Source organism: Pseudomonas sp. GM17 (genome assembly GCF_000282175.2).
GTDB classification, from domain to species: Bacteria; Pseudomonadota; Gammaproteobacteria; order Pseudomonadales; family Pseudomonadaceae; genus Aquipseudomonas; species Aquipseudomonas chlororaphis.
In genome coordinates, this window is record NZ_CP124732.1 from 1085001 (window position 1) to 1107168 (window position 22168).

Genomic DNA, 22168 nt, shown 5'->3' on the forward strand with positions numbered 1-22168 from the left:
TCATCGGTCGATTTTGAACCTCGTCTCTCAAGGCTGGTCTAGTCTTTCGCGTCTGGACCCATAAAACCCAAGGAGTGTGCACCATGAGTATTTTTAGCTTTGTGAAAGAAGCGGGCGAAAAGCTTATCGATTTGTTGACGCCGGGTAACGCCAATGCGAGCGAACAGCTGAAGGATCACATCGCCAAGGTCGGCCTGGGTAACCCCAACGTCCAGGCTACCGTGGAAGGCGACAAGGTCATCGTGACCGGTGAAGTGGCCAGCCAGGAAGAGAAGGAAAAGATTCTGCTGGCCGTGGGCAACATCGAAGGCGTCGGCAGCGTCGACGACCAGATCACCGTCACCGGTCCTGTGGCGGCTGCCGCGCGTTTCGTCACCGTGAAAAAAGGCGACACCCTCAGCGCCATTTCCAAGGCCGTGTACGGCGACGCCAACAAGTACAACAAGATCTTCGAGGCCAACAAGCCGCTGCTGTCGCACCCGGACAAGATCTATCCGGGCCAGGTACTGCGCATCCCCGAGTAATGCTCGGTCTGTAGCCGCTGCCGAAGGCTGCGATAAGGTCCGAAGGACCTTTGGCGATCAACATCGCTACGACCCTTTCACGGTCGATCGCAGCCTGGGGCAGCGGCTACAGGATTGCTCTACAACCCTTCGATCAATGCTCGATAGTCCCCCAGCGCGGCAAATTCCGCCGTGTCCTTCGGCCCCTTGCGGCTGTCCGGTTCACTCACCGCCAACAGATGGGCCACGCCGAAATCTCGCGCGCTGCGCAGGATCGGCAGGGTGTCGTCGATAAACAGACTGCGTGCCGGATCGAAGCCGATATCCGCTTGCAACGCATCCCAGAACTGCGGGTTCTCCTTGGCGAAGCCGTAATCGTGGGAACTGATCAAACGCTCGAAATAGGGCGCCAGCTCGACTTTTTCCAACTTCAATGACAACGAATCGCGGTGCGCATTGGTGATCAGCACCACGCGTTTGCCAGCCTGCTTGATCGCCGCGAGAAAGGTATCGGCGTCCGGGCGCAGGGCGATCAGGTGGGCGGTTTCCAGCTTCAGTTCGCGCACCGGCAGTTTCAGTTCGGCGCTCCAGAAGTCCAGGCAATACCACTGCAACTGTCCGGCATTACGCTCGAACAGCGGCTGCAATTCCATTTCCGCCATGGCGCGGCTGACGCCATGCAGCTCGGCATAGCGCTGGGGCAGGTGCTCCATCCAGAAGTGGTTGTCGTAGTGCAGGTCCAGCAAGGTACCGTCCATATCCAGCAGAACGGTATCGATGTCGCGCCAGGGCAGTGAAGGCATGGAAAACGTCTCGAACGGTAGAAAGATATCCGACACAAACAATCGGGAAAGCCGCGTTATAGTAGCGCGTTCACGCCAAGGAGCCTTTTATGCGCCAGAAACCCACCGTACTCGCCCGCGAGATCGTCGCCACCAGCCGTCTGTTTTGCGTCGAAGCGGTGCAGTTGCGCTTTTCCAACGGTGTGGAGCGCACCTACGAGCGCCTGGTGGGCAAGGGCGCGGGCTATGGCGCGGTGATGATTGTGGCGATGCTCGATGCCGATCACGCGGTGCTGGTCGAGGAATATTGCGGCGGCACCGACGCCTACGAGCTGTCGCTGCCCAAGGGCCTGATCGAGCCTGGCGAGGATGTGCTGGCCGCCGCCGAGCGTGAGCTCAAGGAGGAGGCCGGTTTTGGTGCGCGGCAACTGGAACACCTGACCGAGCTGTCGTTGTCCCCCGGCTACATGAGCCAGAAGATCCAGGTGGTGCTGGCCACCGACCTCTACGAGGAACGGCTGGAGGGCGACGAGCCCGAGCCGATGCGCGTGGACAAGATCAACCTGCGCGAGCTGTCGAGCCTGGCGCAGAACCCGCAATTCACCGAGGGCCGCGCCCTGGCCGCGCTGTACCTGGCCCGCGATCTGCTGACCCAGCGCGGCGCCTTCCAAGCATGAGTGAACCATCGATGAGTTTTCCCCATCCGTTGCTGGCGCCGGTGATCGACCTGGCCTTGCAGGCGGGCGAAGCGATCCTGCCGTTCTGGCGCGCCAACGTCGCCGTCACCAGCAAGGCCGACGAGTCGCCGGTGACCGCCGCCGACCTGGCGGCCCACCACCTGATCGTGCAAGGCCTGACCGCGCTGGACCCGAGCATCCCGGTGCTCTCCGAAGAAGACGCCGACATTCCCCAGGACGTGCGTGCCGGCTGGCAGCGCTGGTGGCTGGTGGACCCGCTGGACGGCACCAAGGAATTCATCTCCGGCAGCGAAGAGTTCACCGTCAATATCGCCCTGATCGAAGACGGGCGGGTGGTGTTCGGCGTGGTGTCGATGCCGACCAGCGGTCGCTGCTATTTCGGCGGCGCCGGCCTCGGTGCCTGGCGCGCGGACAAGGGCCAGGCGCCGGTGGCGATCCAGGTGCGTGACAGCCTGACGGCGGGCGAAGCCTTCACCGTGGTCGCCAGCCGTCGGCATACCAGCCCCGAGCAGGAGCGTCTGCTGGCCGGGTTGAGCGCGACCCTGGGCGAGTTGCAACTGGCGAACATCGGCAGCTCGTTGAAGTTCTGCCTGTTGGCCGAAGGCGCGGCGGATTGTTATCCGCGACTGGCGCCGACCTCGCAGTGGGACACCGCGGCGGCCCAAGGCGTGCTGGAGGGCGCCGGAGGCGAGGTGCTGGATCTGAGTGGCGCGCCGTTCTGCTACCCGGCGCGGGAGTCGCTGCTCAATGGCTTCTTCCTGGCGCTGCCGGCCAAGGCCGCATGGCGTGGGCGCTTGCTGGAGCTGGCGCGCGGCTGATCCTTGTAGCCGCTGGCTTAGCCAATGATCGGGCTGGGCGGTACTCCGTCGAAGCGGCCGTGGATCGACTGGCGATATTCCGTCTGACACACCGCGCTGGCCGTTTACGACTGCTGCGCAGCCGATCGCAGGCTGCGCCAGCGGCTACAGGTTCATCGGTGCAACACGTACTGCCCGGTGAAGCGCACCGCATCTTCATCGCTGCCGGCATTCACCACCCGGGTGTGCAAGATCAGCCGCGCGCGGCCGTAGCGCTCATACATGGTCACGAACCTGTGCCACACCTCTTCGCTCGGCGCGGCGCAGATGGCCGTGGCGTCGCTGGTCACCGGTAGCGGGTAATTGATCTGCCCTTCCTGAATCACGATGTGCCCGTCGTCGATCCCCGCTTCTTTCAGCCGCAGGTGCAGCCAGCCCCAGCCGGCCAGCACCGCGCCGCAATACAGGCTGCCGCCGAACATGGTGCTCTTGTGATTGACGTTGGCTTCCAGCGGCAGTTGCAGGCGCAGCTCATGCGCGTGCCAGTCGAGCACTTTCAGGCCCATGTCCCGCGTCAGGGGAATGTCGTGATGGAGGATGGATTCCAGGTGACGACTGTCGCGGTTCATGCAGGGCCTCGGTGGTGAAATGGTGCATTAACAAGATTAGTCGGCATCGCTCACTCGATATCGTCGCCGCCCGAACTGGTGCCGCTGTCGCCGAAGCTCAGGCCGTGTTTGCGCAGTTTGTCATGCAGGGTCTTGCGTGGAATACCCAGGGCTTCGGCGAGGCTGCGCAGGGAGTTGTGGGAGCGGGCCAGCTCGGCGGCGATCAGGCTCTTTTCGAAGTTCTCCACCTGCTCGCTCAGGCCGCCCTCGACCACCGTCGGCGCCGGCTGCGAGGAGCCGCCATCCGCCGCGCTGTTGTCCAGGGCCAGTTCCAGGCCGAGGGCGAAGCGTTCGGCGGCGTTCTGCAGTTCGCGCACATTGCCCGGCCAGCTGTGGCGCAGCAGCAGGGCGCGCTGCCCAGGTTGCAGTTCGTGGGGCGGCAGGCCGTGGCGGGCGCTGGCCTCGTCGGCGAAATGCTGGAACAGCAGCAGGGCGTCTTCGCCACGCTCGCGCAACGGTGGAATACGCAGCGGCGCGACATTCAGGCGGTAATACAGGTCGGCGCGAAAGCGCCCCTGGTCGGCCGCCTGGCGCAGGTCTTCCTTGGTCGCGGCGATGATGCGGATGTCCAGCGGGATCAGTTGATTGCCGCCCAGGCGCTCCACCACCCGCTCCTGCAGCATGCGCAGCAGCTTGACCTGCACGTCCAGGCTCATGCTTTCGATTTCATCGAGGAACAGCGTGCCGCCGTTGGCGAATTCGAACTTGCCGATGCGGCGTTTCTGCGCGCCGGTAAAGGCCCCCGGCTCGTGGCCGAACAGTTCGCTTTCCACCACCGATTCGGCCAGGGCGCCGGCGTTGATCGCCACGAACGGGCCGTTGCGCCGGCTCGACAGGTCGTGCAGCGCCCGCGCCACCACTTCCTTGCCGGCGCCGGTCTCGCCGAGGATCAGCACGTCGGCCTTGGTCGCCGCCAGGGCGCCGATCTGTTCACGCAGACGCAGGATCGGCGCCGACAGCCCGACCAGCCGCGCGCTGAGCTCCTGGCGATCGCTCAGGGCCAGGCGCAGGCTGCGGTTGTCCAGCACCAGGCGGCGCAGGGCCAGGGCGCGGCGCACGCTGTCGAGCAGGGCATCGCTGGCGAAGGGTTTCTCCAGGAAGTCATAGGCCCCGGCGCGCATTGCCTGCACCGCCAGCGGCACATCGCCGTGGCCGGTGATCAGCAGCACCGGCAGCTCAGGGTCCTGGCCGTGCAGTTCGCCGAGCAGTTCGAGGCCGTCCATGCCCGGCATGCGGATGTCGCTGACCACCACCCCCGGCCAGTCGCGCTCCAGGCGCGCGGCCAGGCCCTGGGCTTCGCCCAGCGGCAGGATCTTCAGCCCGGCCAGGTCCAGGGTCTGGCTCAGGGCCTGGCGCAGGTGCGGATCGTCGTCGATCAACACCACCTGCACGTCACTGGTGATCGGTGTACTCATACGCTGCGGTCCTCGGACGGTTGCAGGCTCACTCCCGGCGCGCCGGCGCGCAGCCGCAGGGTAATCAGGGCGCCGCCTTCGCGGTGGTTGGAGAACGACAGTTCACCGCCGAAGGCGCGCATCAGGGTGTCGCAGATCGCCAGGCCCAGGCCAAGGCCCTGGGTACGGGTCTTGGTGGTGTAGAAAGGCTCGCCGGCGCGGCCCAGGGCCTCCATGCAGAAGCCCGGGCCGTTGTCGCGAATGTACAGATTGACGCCCGTGGCGGTGGATTCGGCACTCAGCCAGAGTTTGCGCGGCGGGCCTTTTTCGGTCAGCGCGTCCAGGGCGTTGGCCAGCAGGTTGCCGAGCACCTGGCGCAGCCGCGTTTCCCCGGCCTCGACCCACAGGGTGGCCGCCGGCAGGTCGCGGATCAGCTCCACTTCCATCGCCCGTCGGCGCTTGGCCAGCAGTGCCAAGGCATCGTCCAGCGCCGGTTGCAGGGCGACGCTTTCCGGCGCGTGGCGGTCGCGGCGGGCAAAGGCGCGCAGGTGGGCGATGATCGAGGCCATGCGCCCGGTCAGTTCGCTGATCAGCTTGAGGTTGCCGCGGGCGTCCTCGGTGCGCTGGTGGTCCAGCAGCACCTCGGCGTTTTCCGCGTAGCTGCGGATCGCCGCCAGCGGCTGGTTGAGCTCATGGCTGATGCTCGCCGACATGGTACCCAGGGCCGAGAGCTTGCCGGCCTGCACCAGATCGTCCTGGGCGCGCACCAGTTCCTGCTGGGCGTGTTCGCGCTCGAGTACTTCCTGCTTGAGGCGACGGTTCAGGCCTTCCAGGTCGCTGGTGCGTTCGGCCACGCGCATTTCCAGCTCGCGCCGGGCCTTGGCTTCGAAGGCGATGCGTTCCAGGTAGTGGCGACGGCGCTGCATCATCAAGCCGAGCAGCAGCATCAAGACCAGCAGCGTGGCGCCGCCCACCGCCACCACGGTGCGCACCGGGCGATCGATCAGGGTACGCGGGGCGAGGATGCTCACGCTCCAGCCGGTTTCGTCGATCTGCCGGGTCTGGGTCAGCCAGGCATTGGAGTCGAGGTTCAACGGCCGTGGATCGCGGGTCGGGTAGGGCTGGATGGCGACGATGGCCTGGCTTTCGTCTTCAGTCAGCGGGCGGGTCGAGCGGAAACGCCATTCCGCGCGCGAAGTGAGGATCACCACGCCATTGTGATCGGTGACCACCAGTTGCTCGGGGGTCTTGCCCCAGAGGCTTTCGGTGTGGTCCAGGTCGACCTTGACCACCAGCACACCGATGATTTTCTCGCCGTTGCGCACGGCGGCGGCGAAGAAATAACCGCGCTTGGCCGAGGTGGTGCCCAGGCCGAAGAAGCGCCCCAGGCGTCCGGCCATGGCTTCGCTGAAATAGGGACGGAAGGAAAAATTGCGGCCGACGAAACTGTCGTGTTTGTCCCAGTTGGACGCCGCCAGGGTGTTGCCGGAGGTGTCCATCAGGTACATCACTTCGGCCCCGGTCTGGGCGCTGATGTTTTTCAGCAGGCGGTTGGCGTTGCCTTGGGTCACCCCGTCGTCCGGCGCCCCGAGGACCGCGCGCAGCGCCGGCAGCTCGCCGAGAATCTGCGGCAGCACTTCATAGCGGTGCAGGGTGCCCAGCAGGTTGGCGACGTAGAGGTCGAGGGTCTGGCGGTTCTGCCCCGCCAGTTCGCTGCGGTAATAACGCTCGGCCAGGTGCTCCAGCGGCCACAGCAGCGGCGCCAGGCACAAGGCCAGCAAAGCCAGGCTACGCCAGCGGGGGCGTCGAGGGAGAGGTGGGGTCATGAGGGACATGCGCCTGTGGGTACAGGCGCATTATGCCTACCCCTGCTCGGCAAGACACAAGCATCGCTGACCGTTGCCACCAGGGGTAGAGGTCAGGCGCATGGGTGGGCTTGAAGGGGGGAGTTAGGCGAACACATCCGCTTCTGTCAGCAGTTTGCCCGCCTGGTCCTTGGCCGAGAGTTGTGGTGCTTCCCCGAGTTGCCAGTCGATGGCCAGGGTCGGATCGTCCCAGCGAATGCAGCGCTCGGCCGACGGGGTGTAGTAGTCGGTGGTCTTGTAGAGGAATTCGGCGAACTCGCTCAGTACCACGAAACCATGGGCGAAACCTTCCGGCACCCAGAGTTGACGGTTGTTTTCAGCCGACAGGCGTACCGCCACCCATTTGCCGAAGTGCGGCGAGCTGCGACGGATATCCACCGCCACATCGAGTACTTCACCGGCGATGACTCGCACCAGCTTGCCTTGGGTATTCTCCAGCTGATAGTGCAGGCCGCGCAGTACACCTTTTTGCGAGCGGGAATGGTTGTCCTGAACGAACTGGGTGTTCAGGCCGGTTGCCTCTGCAAAAGCCTTGGCATTGAAGCTTTCATAGAAAAAGCCTCGCTCGTCACCAAATACCTTGGGCTCAATGATCAGAACACCGGGCAGGTCGGTGGTGACTACATTCATGGGGTCTCTCCAGCAAAGTGAATTTGTTGCGGCCGTGGCCGGGAATCATTCAGTACCGATAACACTCAGGCGATCAGGTCGTGGGGGGCGGTGAAACCGAGCCGTTGCCCTTGATAGCTGCCGTCCTGCACGTGCTGGCACCATTCCTGGTTGTCCAGGTACCACTGCACGGTCTTGCGCAGGCCGCTGGCGAAGGTTTCTTGTGGTACCCAGCCCAGTTCGCGCTCGATCTTGCCGGCGTCGATGGCGTAGCGCAGGTCATGACCGGGACGGTCCTGGACGTAGGTGATCAGGTCGGCGAATTGTTTCACACCTTCAGGTTTTTGTGGCGCCAGTTCTTCCAGCAGTTGGCAGATGCCGCGCACCACGTCGATGTTTGTCTGTTCATTGTGGCCGCCGATGTTGTAGGTCTCGCCGACCACGCCTTCGGTCACCACCTTGAGCAGGGCGCGGGCGTGGTCTTCGACGAACAGCCAGTCGCGCACTTGCAGGCCGTTGCCGTACACCGGCAGCGGTTTTCCGGCCAGGGCGTTGAGGATCACCAGCGGGATGAGTTTTTCCGGGAAGTGGAACGGCCCGTAGTTGTTCGAGCAGTTGGTCACCAGTACCGGCAGGCCGTAGGTGCGCTGCCAGGCGCGGACCAGGTGGTCGGACGCGGCCTTGCTGGCGGAGTAGGGCGAGCTGGGGGCGTAGGGCGTGGTTTCGGTGAACAGGTCGTCGACGCCGTGCAGGTCGCCGTACACCTCGTCGGTGGAAATGTGGTGGAAACGCAAGGCGCTTTTTTCCGTCGGCGGCAGGGCCTGCCAGTAGGCGCGGGTGGCTTCCAGCAGGCTGTAGGTGCCGACGATGTTGGTCTGGATGAAGTCCGACGGACCGTCGATGGAGCGGTCGACATGGGACTCGGCGGCCAGGTGCATGATCGCCTGGGGCTGGAAACGCGCGAGCAGGGCGCTGACGCTGGCCTGGTCGACGATATCGGCCTGGACGAACTCGTAGCGGGTGTCGGCGGCGATACTCGAAAGCGACTCCAGGTTGCCTGCGTAGGTCAGCTTGTCGAGGTTGAGCACCTCGTGTTCGGTGTTGCGGATCAGGTGGCGAATCAGTGCCGATCCAATAAAGCCGGCACCGCCGGTAACGAGAATGCGCATATGGGTAGGCCTTCTTCCCTAAAACATGGAGTCGCGAATGGAGCATAGCTTGTCGGCAGCCAGCGGCCGCTGCAAGGGCCGCCGATGTCTGGCCCGGGTATTGGCATCCTGTTTACCTTCCCTGGAGCAGTGAAGCCCTTGTCGGCTGCCCGGGCCAGGGGGTTGCGTAACGCCTGGCGCGGTGGCGATATACGCATCTGACAATAATTCCAGGGGTCGTTCCATGTTGCTCGCCACGTTGATTCACCGCGCCAGTCTGCCCGGTCCGCAAGTCACCCCGCAGCAGGCGCTGGACCTGCTCGAAGTGCACTACGGCCTTGGCGGCACGCTGCAATCGTTGGGCAGCCAGCAGGATCTCAACTACCGGCTCGACAGTCCCCGGGGGCGTTTTGTCCTGAAGATCTGCCGTGGCGACTACGCCGCCCTGGAATTGCAGGCGCAACATGCGGCGCTCAAGCACCTGGGCAGCCACCCCGAGCTGCACGTACCCCGGGTGATCCCGGCGAAGAACGGCGCCGACCTGCTGTCCCTGGAAGTCGACGGCCAGGCGCTGCATGTGCGCCTGTTCGACTACATCGAAGGCCAGCCGCTGACCCACCTCAAGCACCTGGGCCCCGAGCTGGCGGCCGGCTTCGGCCGGTTGTGCGGGCAGATGGACCTGGCCCTGGCGGACTTCCAGCACCCGGGCCTGGAACGCACCCTGCAATGGGACGCGCGCCACGCCCATAGCCTGATCGATCACCTGTTGCCGGTGATCGCCGACGAACTGCAACGCCGCCTGATCGCCGAAGTGGCCGAGCAGGCCGAGCGCCGTGTGCAGCGCCTGGCCGAGCAGTTGCCGGTGCAGGCGATCCACCTGGACATCACCGACGACAACGTGGTCTGGCAGCGTGACGCCCAGCGCCACTGGCAGGTACAGGGGGTGATCGATTTCGGCGACCTGATCCGCACCTGGCGCATCACTGACCTGTCGGTGACCTGCGCGGCGCTGCTGCACCATGCCGAGGGTGATCCGTTCTGCATCCTGCCGGCGGTCCGCGCCTATCACGCGATCAATCCACTGCAGCAGGCCGAGTTGCTGGCGCTGTGGCCGCTGATCGTCGCCCGCGCCGCGGTGCTGGTGCTCAGTGGCGAACAGCAGGTGAGCATCGACCCGGGCAACCAGTACAGCCGCGACAACCTGAGCCACGAATGGGAGATCTTCCGCGTCGCCACCTCGGTGCCGTTCGAGTTGATGGAAGCGGCGATCCTCGGAGCGGTAGGGCTGACGCTGCCGGCCATCGCCGGCGAAGGTTTCGCCCCCTTGCTGCCGGGCTTGGTGGGGCGTGAGTTCGCCCTGATCGACCTGGGCGTGCTCAGCCCGCATTTCGAGGCCGGCAACTGGGAGCAGCCGGAGATCGATACCCGGCTGTTGCAGCAGGCCGCGGCGGCCCATGGATTGGCGGCCAGTCGCTACGGGCAGTACCGCCTGTCCCGGACCTGCCCGGACAGTGCCGTCGAGCCGGACACCTTCCCGTTGCACGTGCAGTTGCAGGTACCGTCGGGCACGGCGGTCGAAGCGCCTTTTGCCGGGGTGCTGCACCGCGCCACCGACGGTGCGTTGCGCCTCGATGGCCCGCAATTGAGTGTGCGGCTGTGGGGCGTCACGCCCTCGGTGCATGCCGGCGCGGCACTGGTCAAAGGCCAGGTGCTGGGGGCGGTGGATGGCGGGCTCAAGGTCCAGCTGTGCCGTGGCGCGCAGCTCGATCCGCCGCTGTTCTGCACGCCCTCGCGGGCCGCGGCATGGCAGGCGCTGTGCCCGTCGCCGGCGGCGCTGCTGGGCCTGGCCTGCGACGCCGAGCCGGAGCTCGACTCGCAAGCCTTGCTGGCGCGCCGCGATGCCAGTTTCGCCCGTTCGCAGAAGCACTATTACGTCGACCCGCCACGCATCGAGCGCGGCTGGCGCAACCACCTGATCGACATGCAGGGCCGTTCCTACCTGGACATGCTCAACAACGTCGCGGTGCTCGGTCACGGCCACCCGCGCATGGCCGCCGAGGCCGCGCGTCAGTGGTCGCTGCTCAACACCAACTCGCGTTTCCACTACGCGGCGATTGCCGAGTTCTCCGAGCGCTTGCTGGAGCTGGCGCCGGACTCGATGGACCGGGTGTTCCTGGTCAACAGCGGCAGCGAGGCCAACGACCTGGCGATCCGCCTGGCCTGGGCCTACAGCGGCGGGCGCGACCTGCTCAGCGTGCTGGAGGCCTATCACGGCTGGACGGTGGGCGCGGATGCGGTGTCTACCTCGATCGCCGACAACCCCCAGGCCCTGAGCAGCCGCCCGGACTGGGTGCATCCGGTGACCGCGCCCAATACCTATCGCGGCGAGTTCCGCGGCCAGGACAGCACCGCGGACTACGTGCGCAGCGTCGAACACAACCTGGCCAAACTGGCGGAGCAGGATCGCCAATTGGCCGGTTTCATCTGCGAGCCGGTGTATGGCAACGCCGGCGGCATCGCCCTGCCGCCGGGTTACCTGAAGCAGGTCTATGCGCTGGTCCGCGCCCAGGGCGGGGTGTGCATCGCCGACGAGGTGCAGGTCGGTTACGGGCGCATGGGCACGTTCTTCTGGGGCTTCGAAGAGCAGGGCGTGGTGCCGGACATCATCACCATGGCCAAAGGCATGGGCAACGGCCAGCCGCTGGGGGCGGTGATCACCCGCCGGGAGATTGCCGAAGCGCTGGAGGCCGAAGGTTATTTCTTCTCCTCGGCCGGCGGCAGCCCGGTGAGTTGCCGGATCGGCATGGCGGTGCTGGACGTGATGCAGGAAGAAAAACTCTGGGAAAACGCCCAGGTGGTCGGTGGCCACTTCAAGCAGCGCCTCGAAGCCCTGATCGAGCGTTATCCGCTGGTGGGCGCGGTGCATGGCTCGGGGTTCTACCTCGGCCTGGAGCTGATCCGCGATCGCCAGACCCTGGAGCCGGCCACGCAGGAGACCGCGATGTTGTGCGATCGCCTGCGCGAGCTGGGGATCTTCATGCAGCCCACCGGCGATGACCTGAACATCCTCAAGATCAAGCCGCCGATGGTCACCACGCGCCAGAGCGTCGATTTCTTTGTCGACATGCTGGCCAAGGTGCTGGAGGAGGGGCTCTAGGCCCCACTCGAATGCCCTGCATTCGGATCGCGAGCAAGCTCGCTCCTACATAGAAAGGCATGCCCTGCAGGAGCGAGCTTGCTCGCGATAGCGTCCGCACTGACACCCCTTAACCCCTATAAATATCGATAATAATCGATGTTTGTAGGGGTTAATTCTTTGGTTGTTTATTTTTAAGCTTTTAAAGTCGATTTTTATCGGATATAAAGTCATCCCTATCAGGACAGGCTTAAGCCGCGCCTGACCATTCCCTTTTTTGTCATCGACCGATGCCACCCTCGGTCCTTTGCTGCTGCCCAGGAGATGATCCATGAGCCGTATCGTTACCGTCGCCGCAACCCAGATGGCCTGTTCCTGGGACCTCGAAGCCAATATCGAGACCGCGGAAAAGCTGGTCCGCGAGGCCGCCGCCAAAGGCGCGCAGATCATCCTGATCCAGGAACTGTTCGAGGCCCCGTACTTCTGCCAGAAGCCGAACCCGGACTACCTGCAGCTGGCGACCCCAGTGGCAAGCAATACGGCCATCGCGCACTTCCAGAAAGTCGCCAAGGAGCTGCAGGTGGTGCTGCCGATCAGCTTCTATGAGCTGGCCGGGCGGGCGCGTTTCAACAGCATCGCGATCATCGACGCCGACGGCAGCAACCTCGGGATTTATCGTAAAAGCCACATCCCGGACGGCCCCGGCTATCACGAAAAGTACTACTTCAATCCGGGCGACACCGGCTTCAAGGTGTGGAACACTCGCTACGCGAAAATCGGCGTGGGCATCTGCTGGGACCAGTGGTTCCCGGAGTGCGCCCGCAGCATGGCCCTGCAGGGTGCGGAGCTCCTGTTCTACCCGACCGCCATCGGCAGCGAGCCCCACGACAAGAGCATTTCGTCCCGCGACCACTGGCAGCGCGTGCAACAAGGCCACGCCGGCGCCAACCTGATGCCGCTGATCGCCAGCAACCGCATCGGCAACGAAGAGCAGGACGGCTACGACATCACCTTCTACGGCTCGTCGTTCATCGCCAACCAGTTCGGCGAGAAGGTTGAAGAACTGAACGAGACTGAAGAAGGTATTCTTGTCCACAGTTTCGACCTCGACGAGCTGGAACACATTCGCAGCGCCTGGGGTTCGTTCCGCGACCGTCGGCCGAACCTGTACAGCGCGATCAAAACCCTCGACGGTTCCCTGGAGTCCTGAACCCATGACCACTTTGCACAGCACCCCTCGCGCCGACGGCTTCTACATGCCCGCCGAGTGGGCGACGCAGACCCAGACCTGGATGATCTGGCCCGAGCGCCCGGACAACTGGCGCCTGGGCGGCAAGCCGGCGCAAGCCGCGCACGTAGCGGTGGCCAAGGCCATCGCCCGCTTCGAACCGGTGACCGTGGCGGTCTCCGCGGGCCAGTATGAAAACGCCCGGGCCCGCCTGGACGTGCCGAATATCCGCTTGGTGGAGATGTCCAGCGACGACGCCTGGGTCCGCGATACCGGCCCGACCTTCGTCATCAACGACCAGGGCGAAGTCCGTGGCGTGAACTGGGATTTCAACGCCTGGGGCGGTTTCGACGGCGGCCTGTATTCGCCGTGGAACCGTGACTCGCAGGTGGGCGGCAAGATCCTCGAGATCGAGCGCAGTCCACGTTACCGTACCGAGGGCTTCGTGCTCGAAGGCGGCTCGATTCACGTCGACGGCGAAGGCACGGTGATCACCACCGAAGAATGCCTGCTCAACCGCAATCGCAACCCGCACATGAACCGTGCCGAGATCGAAGCGGTGCTCAGCGCCAACCTGGCTGTGGATAAAGTCATCTGGCTGCCGGATGGCCTGTACAACGACGAAACCGATGGCCATGTGGATAACTTCTGCTGCTACGTGCGTCCGGGCGAAGTATTGCTGGCCTGGACCGACGACCCGCAGGACCCGAACTACCCGCGCTGCCAGGCGGCGCTGAAAGTGCTGCAAGACAGCACCGACGCCAAGGGTCGCCCGTTCACGGTGCACAAGATGCCGATTCCCGGACCGCTGTACGCCACCGAAGAAGAGTGCACGGGCGTCGACCCGGTGGATGGCACCCAGGAGCGTAATCCGTCGGTGCGCCTGGCCGGTTCCTATGTGAACTTCCTGATCGTCAACGGCGGCATCATTGCTCCGAGTTTCGACGATCCGCTGGATGCCCAGGCCAAGGAAATCCTGCAGAACCTGTTCCCGCAACACGAAGTGGTGATGGTGCCGGGTCGCGAGTTGTTACTGGGGGGCGGAAATATCCATTGCCTTACCCAACAGCAACCGGCGCCGCACAAGGTTTGAGTGTTGTTGTAACAGCCCGTGACGCCTGATTGACGGGCGGTTACATGGATCCAATCCGGCGTCGCCCGGCAAGCCCGCAGCCCTGATGGACTGCGGGTTTTTTTGGATCCGGAAGCTGGCAATTGCGGGACCTTGGCATAGCTCTTGTATCTCTCGCGAGGTCAATCCGAGGCCGGTGGAACTGCGATGTTCTGTCATAAACCTTGGATAAGTTAGCCGCTCACAAACCGGGAGAGAACGCTGGAAATGAATAGGGTCAGCGAGCGGACTTCCGCAATAAATAGCGAGTCGCTTCAGGTTCTGGCGCAATGGTTGAAGTGCAATGGAACGCGACAGGTCCGGGAAACCGACCCGCGCCGGATGATCCTCGATCGTTACCCTGCTGGTTTGTTCAGCGAGGCCGAACTCGAAGCGCTGTGGGATGTGCTGGAAGGATAAGCAGACAACGGATTGGTAAAAGCGCTGCCCGGATGGCAGCGCTTTTTTTTGCCTTTTTAAAATGCCCGCGCCAACCCATTCGCTGCGATTTCTCCCGTAGGAGCGAGGCTTGCCCGCGAAGGGCACGCGCGGTCTGCCTGGGGCACCGCGTTATCGTTTTTCGCGAGCAAGCTTCGCTCCTACGGAAAAGGTGGTGCTGGTTTTTTCGCGTAGGAGCGAGGCTTGCCCGCGAAGGGCACGCGCGGTCTGCCTGGGGCACCGCGTTATCGTTTTTCGCGAGCAAGCTTCGCTCCTACGGAAAAGGTGGTGCTGGTTTTTTTGCGTAGGAGCGAAGCTTGCCCGCGAAGGGCACGCGCGGTTTGCCTGGGGTACCGCGTTATCGTTTTTCGCGAGCAAGCTTCGCTCCTACGGGACGGCGGGGCGTTTGTTCGCTTAGAAGCTGTAGGTACCGGTTACCACCAGGCTGCGTGGATCGCCGAACTGGATCTGCCCGGCGCTGGTGGCCGAGGAGTAATACGTGCGGTCGCTGATGTTGTTCAGCGCGGCCCGCAGGTCCCAGTCCTTCTGCCGGAAGCCGGCCAGGGCGTCCCAGCGGCCATAACCCGGAAGCATCACGGTGTTGGCGTTATCGGCATAACGATCGCCCACCAGGGTCAGGCCGGTCTCGGCGTACCAGCCCATTTCCGGCTTCCAGGTCACGAACAGGCTGCCATTGCGCTTGGCCACGTTGTTCACCCGGTTGCCCTCGTCACCGTTGTTGCTCTTGACCACCGTCGCGTCCTGCAGGCCGATGCCGCCGCGGATCGACCAGTTGCCGACGATCTTGCCGGCGGCGGTCAGTTCCACGCCGCGGGAGCGCTGCAGGCCGGTCAGCAGGATCACGTTCGGGTCTTCCACGCTGCGGCTGCGACGGTTGTAGAGTTCCAGCTCATAGACCGCAAGCGTGGTGCTGAAGCGGTCGTCGAGCCAGTCGCTCTTGACCCCGATTTCCTTCTGCCGGGTGCGCTCGGGACTCAGGTCGTTGCTGTTGCCGTTGGCATTGGGGGTGATGCCGATCAGGCCACCGCCGACCGGCGAGAAGCTCTTGCTCCAGGAGGCGTAGAAGGAGTGGTTCTCCAGCGGGGTCCAGACCACGCCCAGGCGCGGGCTGGTGCTGTGGCTGTCGCGGTCGTCCTTGATATCCAGCAGTTTGTTGTGGGTCTCGACGTTGAAGTTGTCGTAGCGCAGGCCCGCGAGCACTTGCCACTGATCGTTCAGGCGCAACTGGTCCTGGACATACACGGCGCGGCTTTCCACCTCGCTGTGGTTGTAGCTGGACGCCACCATTTTCCCGGTATGCCGCATGTTTTTATCCGGGTTGAACGGGGCCAGGGACGGCACGGCCTGGCCACCGGCGCTGACCGCCGCTGTGGTATAGAGCTTCGGATCGCGTCGCTGGCTGCCCAGCTCGACACCCGTCAGCACCCGGTGCTCGAGGCCGAAGGTATCGAAGGTGCCTTCGACTTCGAGGTTGTTGTAGAGGTTGCGGGTGTTCAGGTCCTGCTGCCAGCGCTGGCGGTTCACCCGCTTGGTGCGGCTGTCGTAGCCGGTCTGGTAGGTGTTGTCGAAATCGCTGTTGAGCTTGAACAGGCTCAGGGTATGGCGCAGTTGCCAGTTGTCGTTCAGCTCGTAGCTGAGCTTGGAGCGCAGCGACTGGGACTTGTCGTCGATGTAGTCGCGCGGGTCGCCGTACGTGGTGTCGCGACTCACGTCCGCCGGGCGCCCGTCGATCCCCGGGACGCCACGGTCCGGCGTGCGGTTGTAGCGGCTGTACTCGTACTGCACCAGCCAGTTCAGGTCCGGCGTCAGCTGCCAGCTCATGGACGGCGCGAACAGCTGGCGACTGCCACTGACGCCGTCGCGGAAGCTGTTGTTGTCCTGGTTGCCCATGTTCAGGCGCAGGCTGATGTTCTCGCTGGGGTCGGCGCTGAGGTCGGCATACAGGCTGCGCAGGTCTTCGCTGCCGCCTTTGACTTCGACGCTGGAGTGGCGGCCGAACTGCGGCAGCTTGCTCACCCGGTTGACGATCCCGCCCTGGCTGCCACGGCCGTAAAGCACCGCCGCCGGGCCCTTGAGCACCTCGATGCGCTCGATGTTGTGCAGGTCACGCACGTACTGGCTGTCGTCACGGACGCCGTCGAGGTAGAAGTCGTTGCTGGCGTCGAAACCGCGAATACGCAGGCTGTCGAAGCGGGTGTCGGCGCCGCTGCTGACGTTGGGAATGCCGCTCAAGGCCGTGCCCAGGTCGTTGATGCCGTAGTCCAGCAGGTTGCTGGTCTTCACCGAGTCGATGGCTTGCGGCACGTAGCGCACTGGCGTGGCGGTGCGGGTCGCGGTGCTGACTTCCTTGACCCGTGGGTCGTCGGCATCGACTTCCGCGCTGATGGCGGTAGCCGGCAGGGTGGTCGGGGCGGCGCAGGTGAAACCGGCCGTCAGCGAGGCGCAAAAGCCAAGGGTGAGGGGAGTCAGGCGGAAGGGGGCAGGCATGGAAAAACGCATCCAGAAGGGGAAAGAAACAGTCGGCGCGAATGGTAATGCTTGCTATTTACTTTCGTTAATTATTCTTGAAAAGTTCCCTGGGCGGATTGTTTCAATTTGTGTCTTGATTGAAATGCAGTGGATACACGGCCGATTCGACCGATTCCCGAAACAGACTAAAAGCCATTCCAGCGTTTTTCGCCGTGGGCCACAGGCATAGTCTGCCGCCATCGAATTTATCGGCCTTTGTCCCGGAGCCTTGCATGTCGGCAGCGACCCTTCATTACATCTACGATCCTTTGTGCGGCTGGTGCTACGGCGCCAAACCGCTGGTGCAGGCGGCCCAGGCAGTGCTGCCGGTGGTAGCCCATGGCGGCGGCATGATGACCGGGCGCAACTGCCAGCAGGTTTCGCCGCAACTGCGCGACTACGTCATGCCCCATGACCGGCGCATTGCCGAATACACCGGACAGCCGTTCGGCGAGGCTTACTTCGAAGGTTTGCTGCGCGATCATTCGGCGGTCTTCGATTCGGCCCCGCCGATTGCCGCGGTACTGGCGGCGCAGGCGCTCGCCGGGCGCGGCCTGGAGTTGCTCGGGCGCTTGCAGACGGCCCACTACGTCGAAGGGCGCCGCATCGCCGATGTCGATGTTCTGTTGGAACTCGCCGAAGGCCTGGGCTTTGAGCGCGGCGAGTTCGAGGAAGCCTTCGAGTACGCCGCGGCGAACAGCTTGAACGAGCACATCAAGGCCAGCCGTGCCTTGTTGGCCCGGGTCGGTGGCCAGGGTTTTCCGACCCTGGTGCTGGAGCAGGACGGTCAGTTCAGGCTGCTCGATATCAGCCCCTGGCTGGGCAAGCCGCAGGCGTTCGCCGCCTGGCTGAGCGAAGCCTTCGGTTCGCCAGAGGTCGAGCTTTCACCTAGCCTGCAGGCCTGTGGTCTGAACGGTTGCGCCCTTTGAACCCCCACTTAATTTGCGGAGTCGCCCATGGATAACCTGGCACTGATCAAAAGCACTTACGAAGGCGCCAACTCCCAGGAGAACGCGAAAAACACCGCCGCCGCCCTGGCTGCGGATGCGCGCTGGACCGAAGCGGCAGGTTTTCCCTACGCCGGCACCTACGTCGGCTTCGATGCCGTGGTGGAGAATGTCTTCAAGCGCCTGGCCACCGAGTGGGAGGGGTTTGCCTTCACTGTCGAGAACTATGTGGCCCAGGGCGACAAGGTGTTCGCCTACGGCAACTACAGCGGCGTCTATAAAGCCACGGGCAAACCGCTGAATGCCCGCGTGGCCCATTTGTGGACGTTGAAAGATGGCAAGGTCACGCACTTCGAACAGTTCGTCGACAGCCATACCGTGCAACTGGCCATCAAGGATCGTTAAGTTCTTAGACGATTTTTGCCTATTTTCAGACGATTCTTGAAATTGACACACTGTTCAGGGCGCGGATAGGATTCGCGCCAACGCCTGTGGCCAACGGCCATGACCTTCCAATAATAAAAGGCCCACCGCGATTTTTCGTGGGTGGGTCTTTTTGTTTTGGCCTGAAAAAAGAGCGCCTAAGCGCCGTTTCCAAGGAGCACCACAGCGCGTCATCAACCCGTAATAAGGAAAATAAAATGTTGAACAAGCGGATCGGTCTGATCGCACTGGGGATTCTGAGCAGTACTCAAGTTATGGCTAACGACCAGGCTGAGTCCAAGGGCTTTGTCGAAGACAGCAGCCTGAAAATTCTGCTGCGCAACGCCTACATCAATCGCGACAAGAAGAACGGTAACGATGACCAGCGTGAGTGGGGTCAAGCGGCCATCGGTACCTTCTCGTCGGGCTTCACCCAAGGCACCGTCGGCGTGGGCGTCGATGCCTTCGGCCTGTACGGCCTGCGCCTGGATAAAGGCAGCCACAGCGGCGGCCAGGGCATCGACTTCTTCAAGCCAAGCGAAGGCGGCAACAAGAGCCCGGCAGGCGACCTGGCCAAGGCCGGCGCCGCGGTCAAATTCCGCCTGTCCAACACCGTCCTGACCTACGGTGACCAGATGCCGGCCCTGCCGGTACTGAGCTACGACAATGGGCGTCTGCTGCCGGAAAGCTACACCGGTACCCTGATCACCTCCAAAGAGATCAAGGGCCTGGAGCTGAACGCCGGTCGTTTCACCGCCGAGTCGCGCAAGAGCGCCGAAGGCCGTGACAGCGGTGGCCTGAAGTCGATCAACGTATTGGGCGGCAGCTACCAGTTCACCGAACAGTTCAAGGGCTCGCTGTACGCTTCCGACGTCGAAGACGTGCTGAAGAAGCAGTACGTGAACCTGAACTACGTGTTCCCGTTGGCCACCGACCAGTCCCTGACCTTCGACTTCAACGGTTATCGCACCAAGCTGGACAAGTCCTACGCCGAGTTCAAAGAAGCAGGTGGCCAGGACAACAAGATCTGGAGCCTGGCAGCCACCTACGCCACCGGCCCGCACTCCTTCACCCTGGCGCACCAGCGCAGCACCGGCGACAGCAACCTGGGCTACGCCTACGGCGGCTACCAGAAAGAGCAGCACCGTGTGGGCGACGGTGGCAACACCATCTACCTGGCGAACTCCTACTGGTCCGACTTCAACGCGGAAGACGAGCGCAGCTGGCAGCTGGGCTACGGTCTGGACTTCGGCGCCTTCGGCGTACCGGGCCTGACCTACAACCTGGCCTATGTGCGTGGTGACAACATCACCGCCACCAACAGTGAGGGCGCCACCACCACCGGCGGTACCGAGCGCGAAATCTTCAACCAGTTCAAGTACGTGGTCCAGAGCGGCCCGGCCAAGGACCTGAGCGTCAAGGTGCGTAGCTCGATCCTGCGTGTATCGCAGAAATCCAGTGGCTACAACGACAGCGGTAACGAACTGCGTGTGTTCGTCGACTACCCGATCAACGTGTTCTGATAAACGCCTGATCGCGGCCTGATACTGGGCCGGCAATAGCAAAAGCCCCGACTGGTTCGGGGCTTTTTTGTGGGTGTTGCCCCGTCCTGAACAGCACCGCGGCTCCCTGTAGCCGCTGCCGCCAGGCTGCGATCGGGCGCGAAGCGCACGTTGAGGATTTGGGGCCGCTTTGATTTGTCAGGTCACTCAGGGCTGTTGCGCCTGAAAGCTCTGCAGATAAGCCAGCAGATTATCGATCTTCTCCTGATCGCTCAGCCCCCAGAAGATCATCCGCGTACCGGGCACCACTTTTTTTGGATCTTCCAGGTAGGCCACCAGCTTGTCGCGGGTCCAGACGATGCCGGAGGACTTCATCGCGTCGGAGTAGTGATAGTCCGCCACGCTCCCTGCAGTGCGCCCGAAAATGCCATTGAGCTGCGGTCCGAAAGAGCTGCGCACCGAAGGCCCGATATTGTGGCAGCCACCGCAGATGCGCTTGAACAGCTTGCCACCGGCCTCGGCATCGCCCACCGCTTCTGCCTGGGCGTGGAGCGACAGCAGGCTAAGCATCAGGGCCAAGGTCAGGGCGGCGGTGTTTTTCATGTTCGGCTCCGGATCGGGTGTGGCGGGTGGCAGAAAACGCGGGGGCTATTTGAGCATGGTTGGCAGGTGTTGGGGATGGCCATCAGGGGAAAGGGACGTGGTAATGCCACAACCTCCTGGCCTTGTGTCGTGTCGGGGCCCGGCGGCGCACGTCCGACGGGGCGCACTATACTTTTCAGAAGATTTGCCCCGGGGATAGAGGCAATGTTCCAGCAGGCTTGGGAGGAGGGTTAGGCATCGGTGTGGCGCTGCGGTTGGGCGACGTTGCGTTTGCATGGCCACAGAACAACCGGCACAGGAAGACGAGAAAATGGCGATAGCAATCATCCTGGTTCTAGTCGTTGTCGCTTCGGTGCTGTTTCACCTGCTTGCTCCCTGGCACATGACGCCGGCTGCCTCCAACTGGGGGTCGATAGACACCACGCTGCTGATCACCCTGGTCATCACCGGAATCTTTTTCATCGCCATCACGCTGTTCATGGCCATCGCCGTGATTCGCTTCCGTCATCGCGAAGGTGCCCGGGCGCACTACCAGCCGGAAAGCCGGAAGCTGGAAGGGTGGCTGGTCATCCTCACTTCATTGGGCATCATCGGCATGCTCGCGCCCGGCCTGGTGGTCTACAACGATTTCGTCCAGGTGCCGCAAGAGGCTACCCAGCTCGAAGTGGTTGCCCAGCAGTGGCAGTGGGCGTTTCGCTTTCCCGGGCGTGACGGAAAACTCGGCAAGGCGGATGTCAAATGGATCGATCCCGGCAATCCCTTCGGTCTTGATCGCAATGACCCTGCCGGGCAGGACGATGTACTGATCATGAACAATGAAGTGCGCCTGCCCATCGATCGGCCGGTAAAAGTCCTGCTGCGGGCAAAGGATGTACTGCACGATTTCTATATTCCGCAGATGCGCGCGAAGATGGACATGGTGCCGGGCATGGTGTCCCACTTCTGGTTCACCCCGACCCGGCTCGGCAAGTTTGAAGTGCTGTGCGCCGAGTACTGTGGCCTGGGCCACTACAACATGCGCGGCCATCTGGTCGTCGAGGAGCAGGGCGCTTTCGACCAATGGTTCGCCAGCCAGCCGACCTTTGCCCAGACGCTGACGAACGTCGCCACGCCGAGCCGGGACAGCCTGCTGGAAAAAGGCCGCCAACTGGTGGAAAGCCATGGCTGCCGCGCCTGCCATAGCCAGGACGGCAGCACCAGCCTGGGCCCGGGCTGGAAGGACCTGTACGGCCGCTCGGAGCAGTTGGCCGATGGCACCCGCGTCCAGGTCGACGAAGCCTACCTCAAGGAGTCGATTCTCGAGCCGCAGGCCAGGCTGGTCCAGGGCTATCCGCCGGTCATGGTGGCCTATACTTTCACTCAAGATGAACTGGCCGCCGTGGTGGCTTTCATCAAGTCGCTGAGTGCCGTGGGGCAGAAAGAACAAGGCCCTGCAGACGCACAGAATGAGCTGGCGGCGCAGGGACAGCGGCTGGCCGAATCGCTGGGTTGCCTGGCCTGCCACAGCGTCGATGGCAGCCAGGGTATCGGCCCGGGCTGGCAGGGTTTGTACGGCAAGACGCAAACCCTGGCCGATGGTTCTCAGATCAAGGTCGATGAGGGCTACCTGAAGGATTCCGTGCGCCAACCCGGCGCTGCGATCGTCAAGGGTTACGCCGCGGTGATGCCGACCTTTACCCCCAATGACAAGGAACTGGACGCCCTGATCGCCTTCATCAAGTCGAAAGCTGCTGTCGACGCGGATGCCGGCAAGGTGGAATCGGGCAGGTCACCGTAACTAGCCGGAA

At 63.4% G+C, this 22168-nt stretch carries 20 protein-coding genes; 12 read left to right on the top strand and 8 right to left on the bottom strand.

The window, feature by feature from the left end; all coding sequences use genetic code 11:
• Positions 1 to 83: 83 nt before the first annotated feature.
• Positions 84 to 524: a peptidoglycan-binding protein LysM gene (gene lysM, locus PMI20_RS04855; RefSeq protein WP_007931719.1), complete on the top strand. Its 441-nt coding sequence runs from the start codon at positions 84 to 86 to the stop codon at positions 522 to 524.
• 119 nt (positions 525 to 643) lie between these two features.
• Here the strand turns inward: lysM and yrfG are convergent, their stop codons facing one another.
• A complete protein-coding gene (gene yrfG / locus PMI20_RS04860; RefSeq protein WP_007931717.1) occupies positions 644 to 1306 on the bottom strand; it encodes a GMP/IMP nucleotidase in 663 nt (220 codons plus the stop codon).
• 89 nt (positions 1307 to 1395) lie between these two features.
• Here yrfG and nudE point away from each other — a divergent pair, with 89 nt between their 5' ends.
• Positions 1396 to 1962, top strand: coding sequence for an ADP compounds hydrolase NudE (gene nudE / locus PMI20_RS04865; RefSeq protein WP_007931715.1), 567 nt, complete (start codon positions 1396 to 1398; stop codon positions 1960 to 1962).
• 11 nt (positions 1963 to 1973) lie between these two features.
• Positions 1974 to 2801 carry a 3'(2'),5'-bisphosphate nucleotidase CysQ gene (gene cysQ, locus PMI20_RS04870; protein WP_007931707.1) on the top strand — a complete coding sequence of 276 codons (828 nt, stop codon included), beginning with the start codon at positions 1974 to 1976 and terminating at the stop codon, positions 2799 to 2801.
• Between the two features lie 152 nt (positions 2802 to 2953).
• On the opposite strand, the gene PMI20_RS04875 is transcribed toward cysQ, so the two are convergent.
• The 5 genes from PMI20_RS04875 to rfbB form a co-directional block, all read right to left on the bottom strand.
• A complete protein-coding gene (locus PMI20_RS04875; RefSeq protein WP_007931705.1) occupies positions 2954 to 3409 on the bottom strand; it encodes a YiiD C-terminal domain-containing protein in 456 nt (151 codons plus the stop codon).
• Between the two features lie 50 nt (positions 3410 to 3459).
• Positions 3460 to 4863 (bottom strand): sigma-54-dependent transcriptional regulator, encoded by a 1404-nt coding sequence (locus tag PMI20_RS04880; RefSeq protein ID WP_007931703.1) that lies wholly within the window; start codon positions 4861 to 4863, stop codon positions 3460 to 3462.
• Entirely contained in the window at positions 4860 to 6668 is a 1809-nt protein-coding gene (locus tag PMI20_RS04885; protein ID WP_007931700.1) for a sensor histidine kinase, read from the bottom strand. Before PMI20_RS04885 ends, PMI20_RS04880 begins: the two co-directional genes overlap by 4 nt.
• 123 nt (positions 6669 to 6791) lie before the next feature.
• A complete protein-coding gene (rfbC, locus tag PMI20_RS04890) occupies positions 6792 to 7337 on the bottom strand; it encodes a dTDP-4-dehydrorhamnose 3,5-epimerase (RefSeq protein ID WP_007931699.1) in 546 nt (181 codons plus the stop codon).
• 65 nt (positions 7338 to 7402) lie between these two features.
• Positions 7403 to 8485: a dTDP-glucose 4,6-dehydratase gene (gene rfbB / locus PMI20_RS04895; protein ID WP_007931697.1), complete on the bottom strand. Its 1083-nt coding sequence runs from the start codon at positions 8483 to 8485 to the stop codon at positions 7403 to 7405.
• Between the two features lie 223 nt (positions 8486 to 8708).
• Here rfbB and PMI20_RS04900 point away from each other — a divergent pair, with 223 nt between their 5' ends.
• The 4 genes from PMI20_RS04900 to PMI20_RS04915 all read left to right on the top strand — a co-directional run bounded on the left by PMI20_RS04900 (position 8709) and on the right by PMI20_RS04915 (position 14359).
• Complete coding sequence (locus PMI20_RS04900; RefSeq protein ID WP_007931696.1) at positions 8709 to 11621, top strand: aminotransferase; 2913 nt, start codon at positions 8709 to 8711, stop codon at positions 11619 to 11621.
• A 310-nt stretch (positions 11622 to 11931) separates the two neighbouring features.
• Positions 11932 to 12810, top strand: a complete 879-nt coding sequence (aguB, locus tag PMI20_RS04905) for an N-carbamoylputrescine amidase (RefSeq protein WP_007931694.1) — start codon at positions 11932 to 11934, stop codon at positions 12808 to 12810.
• A gap of 4 nt (positions 12811 to 12814) precedes the next feature.
• Positions 12815 to 13921 carry an agmatine deiminase gene (gene aguA, locus PMI20_RS04910; protein ID WP_007931692.1) on the top strand — a complete coding sequence of 369 codons (1107 nt, stop codon included), beginning with the start codon at positions 12815 to 12817 and terminating at the stop codon, positions 13919 to 13921.
• 246 nt (positions 13922 to 14167) lie between these two features.
• On the top strand, positions 14168 to 14359 hold the full coding sequence (locus tag PMI20_RS04915) for a hypothetical protein (protein WP_009041729.1): 192 nt from the start codon (positions 14168 to 14170) through the stop codon (positions 14357 to 14359).
• 432 nt (positions 14360 to 14791) lie between these two features.
• Here PMI20_RS04915 and PMI20_RS04920 read toward each other — a convergent pair whose 3' ends face one another.
• Positions 14792 to 16885 (bottom strand): TonB-dependent receptor, encoded by a 2094-nt coding sequence (locus PMI20_RS04920; RefSeq protein WP_007922533.1) that lies wholly within the window; start codon positions 16883 to 16885, stop codon positions 14792 to 14794.
• Here PMI20_RS04920 and PMI20_RS04925 point away from each other — a divergent pair.
• The 4 genes from PMI20_RS04925 (at position 16884) to PMI20_RS04940 (ending at position 19799) form a co-directional block, all read left to right on the top strand.
• Positions 16884 to 17096, top strand: coding sequence for a hypothetical protein (locus PMI20_RS04925; RefSeq protein WP_157173137.1), 213 nt, complete (start codon positions 16884 to 16886; stop codon positions 17094 to 17096). The genes PMI20_RS04920 and PMI20_RS04925 overlap by 2 nt on opposite strands.
• Before the next feature lie 43 nt (positions 17097 to 17139).
• Complete coding sequence (locus PMI20_RS04930) at positions 17140 to 17835, top strand: DsbA family protein (RefSeq protein WP_007922536.1); 696 nt, start codon at positions 17140 to 17142, stop codon at positions 17833 to 17835.
• Positions 17836 to 17862: 27 nt separating this feature from the next.
• The gene (locus tag PMI20_RS04935; protein WP_007922537.1) at positions 17863 to 18258 is read left to right on the top strand and encodes a nuclear transport factor 2 family protein; all 396 of its coding nucleotides are present in this window, start codon (positions 17863 to 17865) and stop codon (positions 18256 to 18258) included.
• A gap of 236 nt (positions 18259 to 18494) precedes the next feature.
• Positions 18495 to 19799, top strand: a complete 1305-nt coding sequence (locus PMI20_RS04940) for an OprD family porin (protein WP_007922539.1) — start codon at positions 18495 to 18497, stop codon at positions 19797 to 19799.
• 186 nt (positions 19800 to 19985) lie between these two features.
• Here PMI20_RS04940 and PMI20_RS04945 read toward each other — a convergent pair whose 3' ends face one another.
• Positions 19986 to 20381, bottom strand: a complete 396-nt coding sequence (locus PMI20_RS04945) for a c-type cytochrome (protein WP_007922553.1) — start codon at positions 20379 to 20381, stop codon at positions 19986 to 19988.
• Between the two features lie 310 nt (positions 20382 to 20691).
• Here PMI20_RS04945 and PMI20_RS04950 point away from each other — a divergent pair, with 310 nt between their 5' ends.
• Complete coding sequence (locus PMI20_RS04950) at positions 20692 to 22158, top strand: cytochrome c oxidase subunit II (protein ID WP_007922555.1); 1467 nt, start codon at positions 20692 to 20694, stop codon at positions 22156 to 22158.
• Positions 22159 to 22168 lie beyond the last annotated feature (10 nt).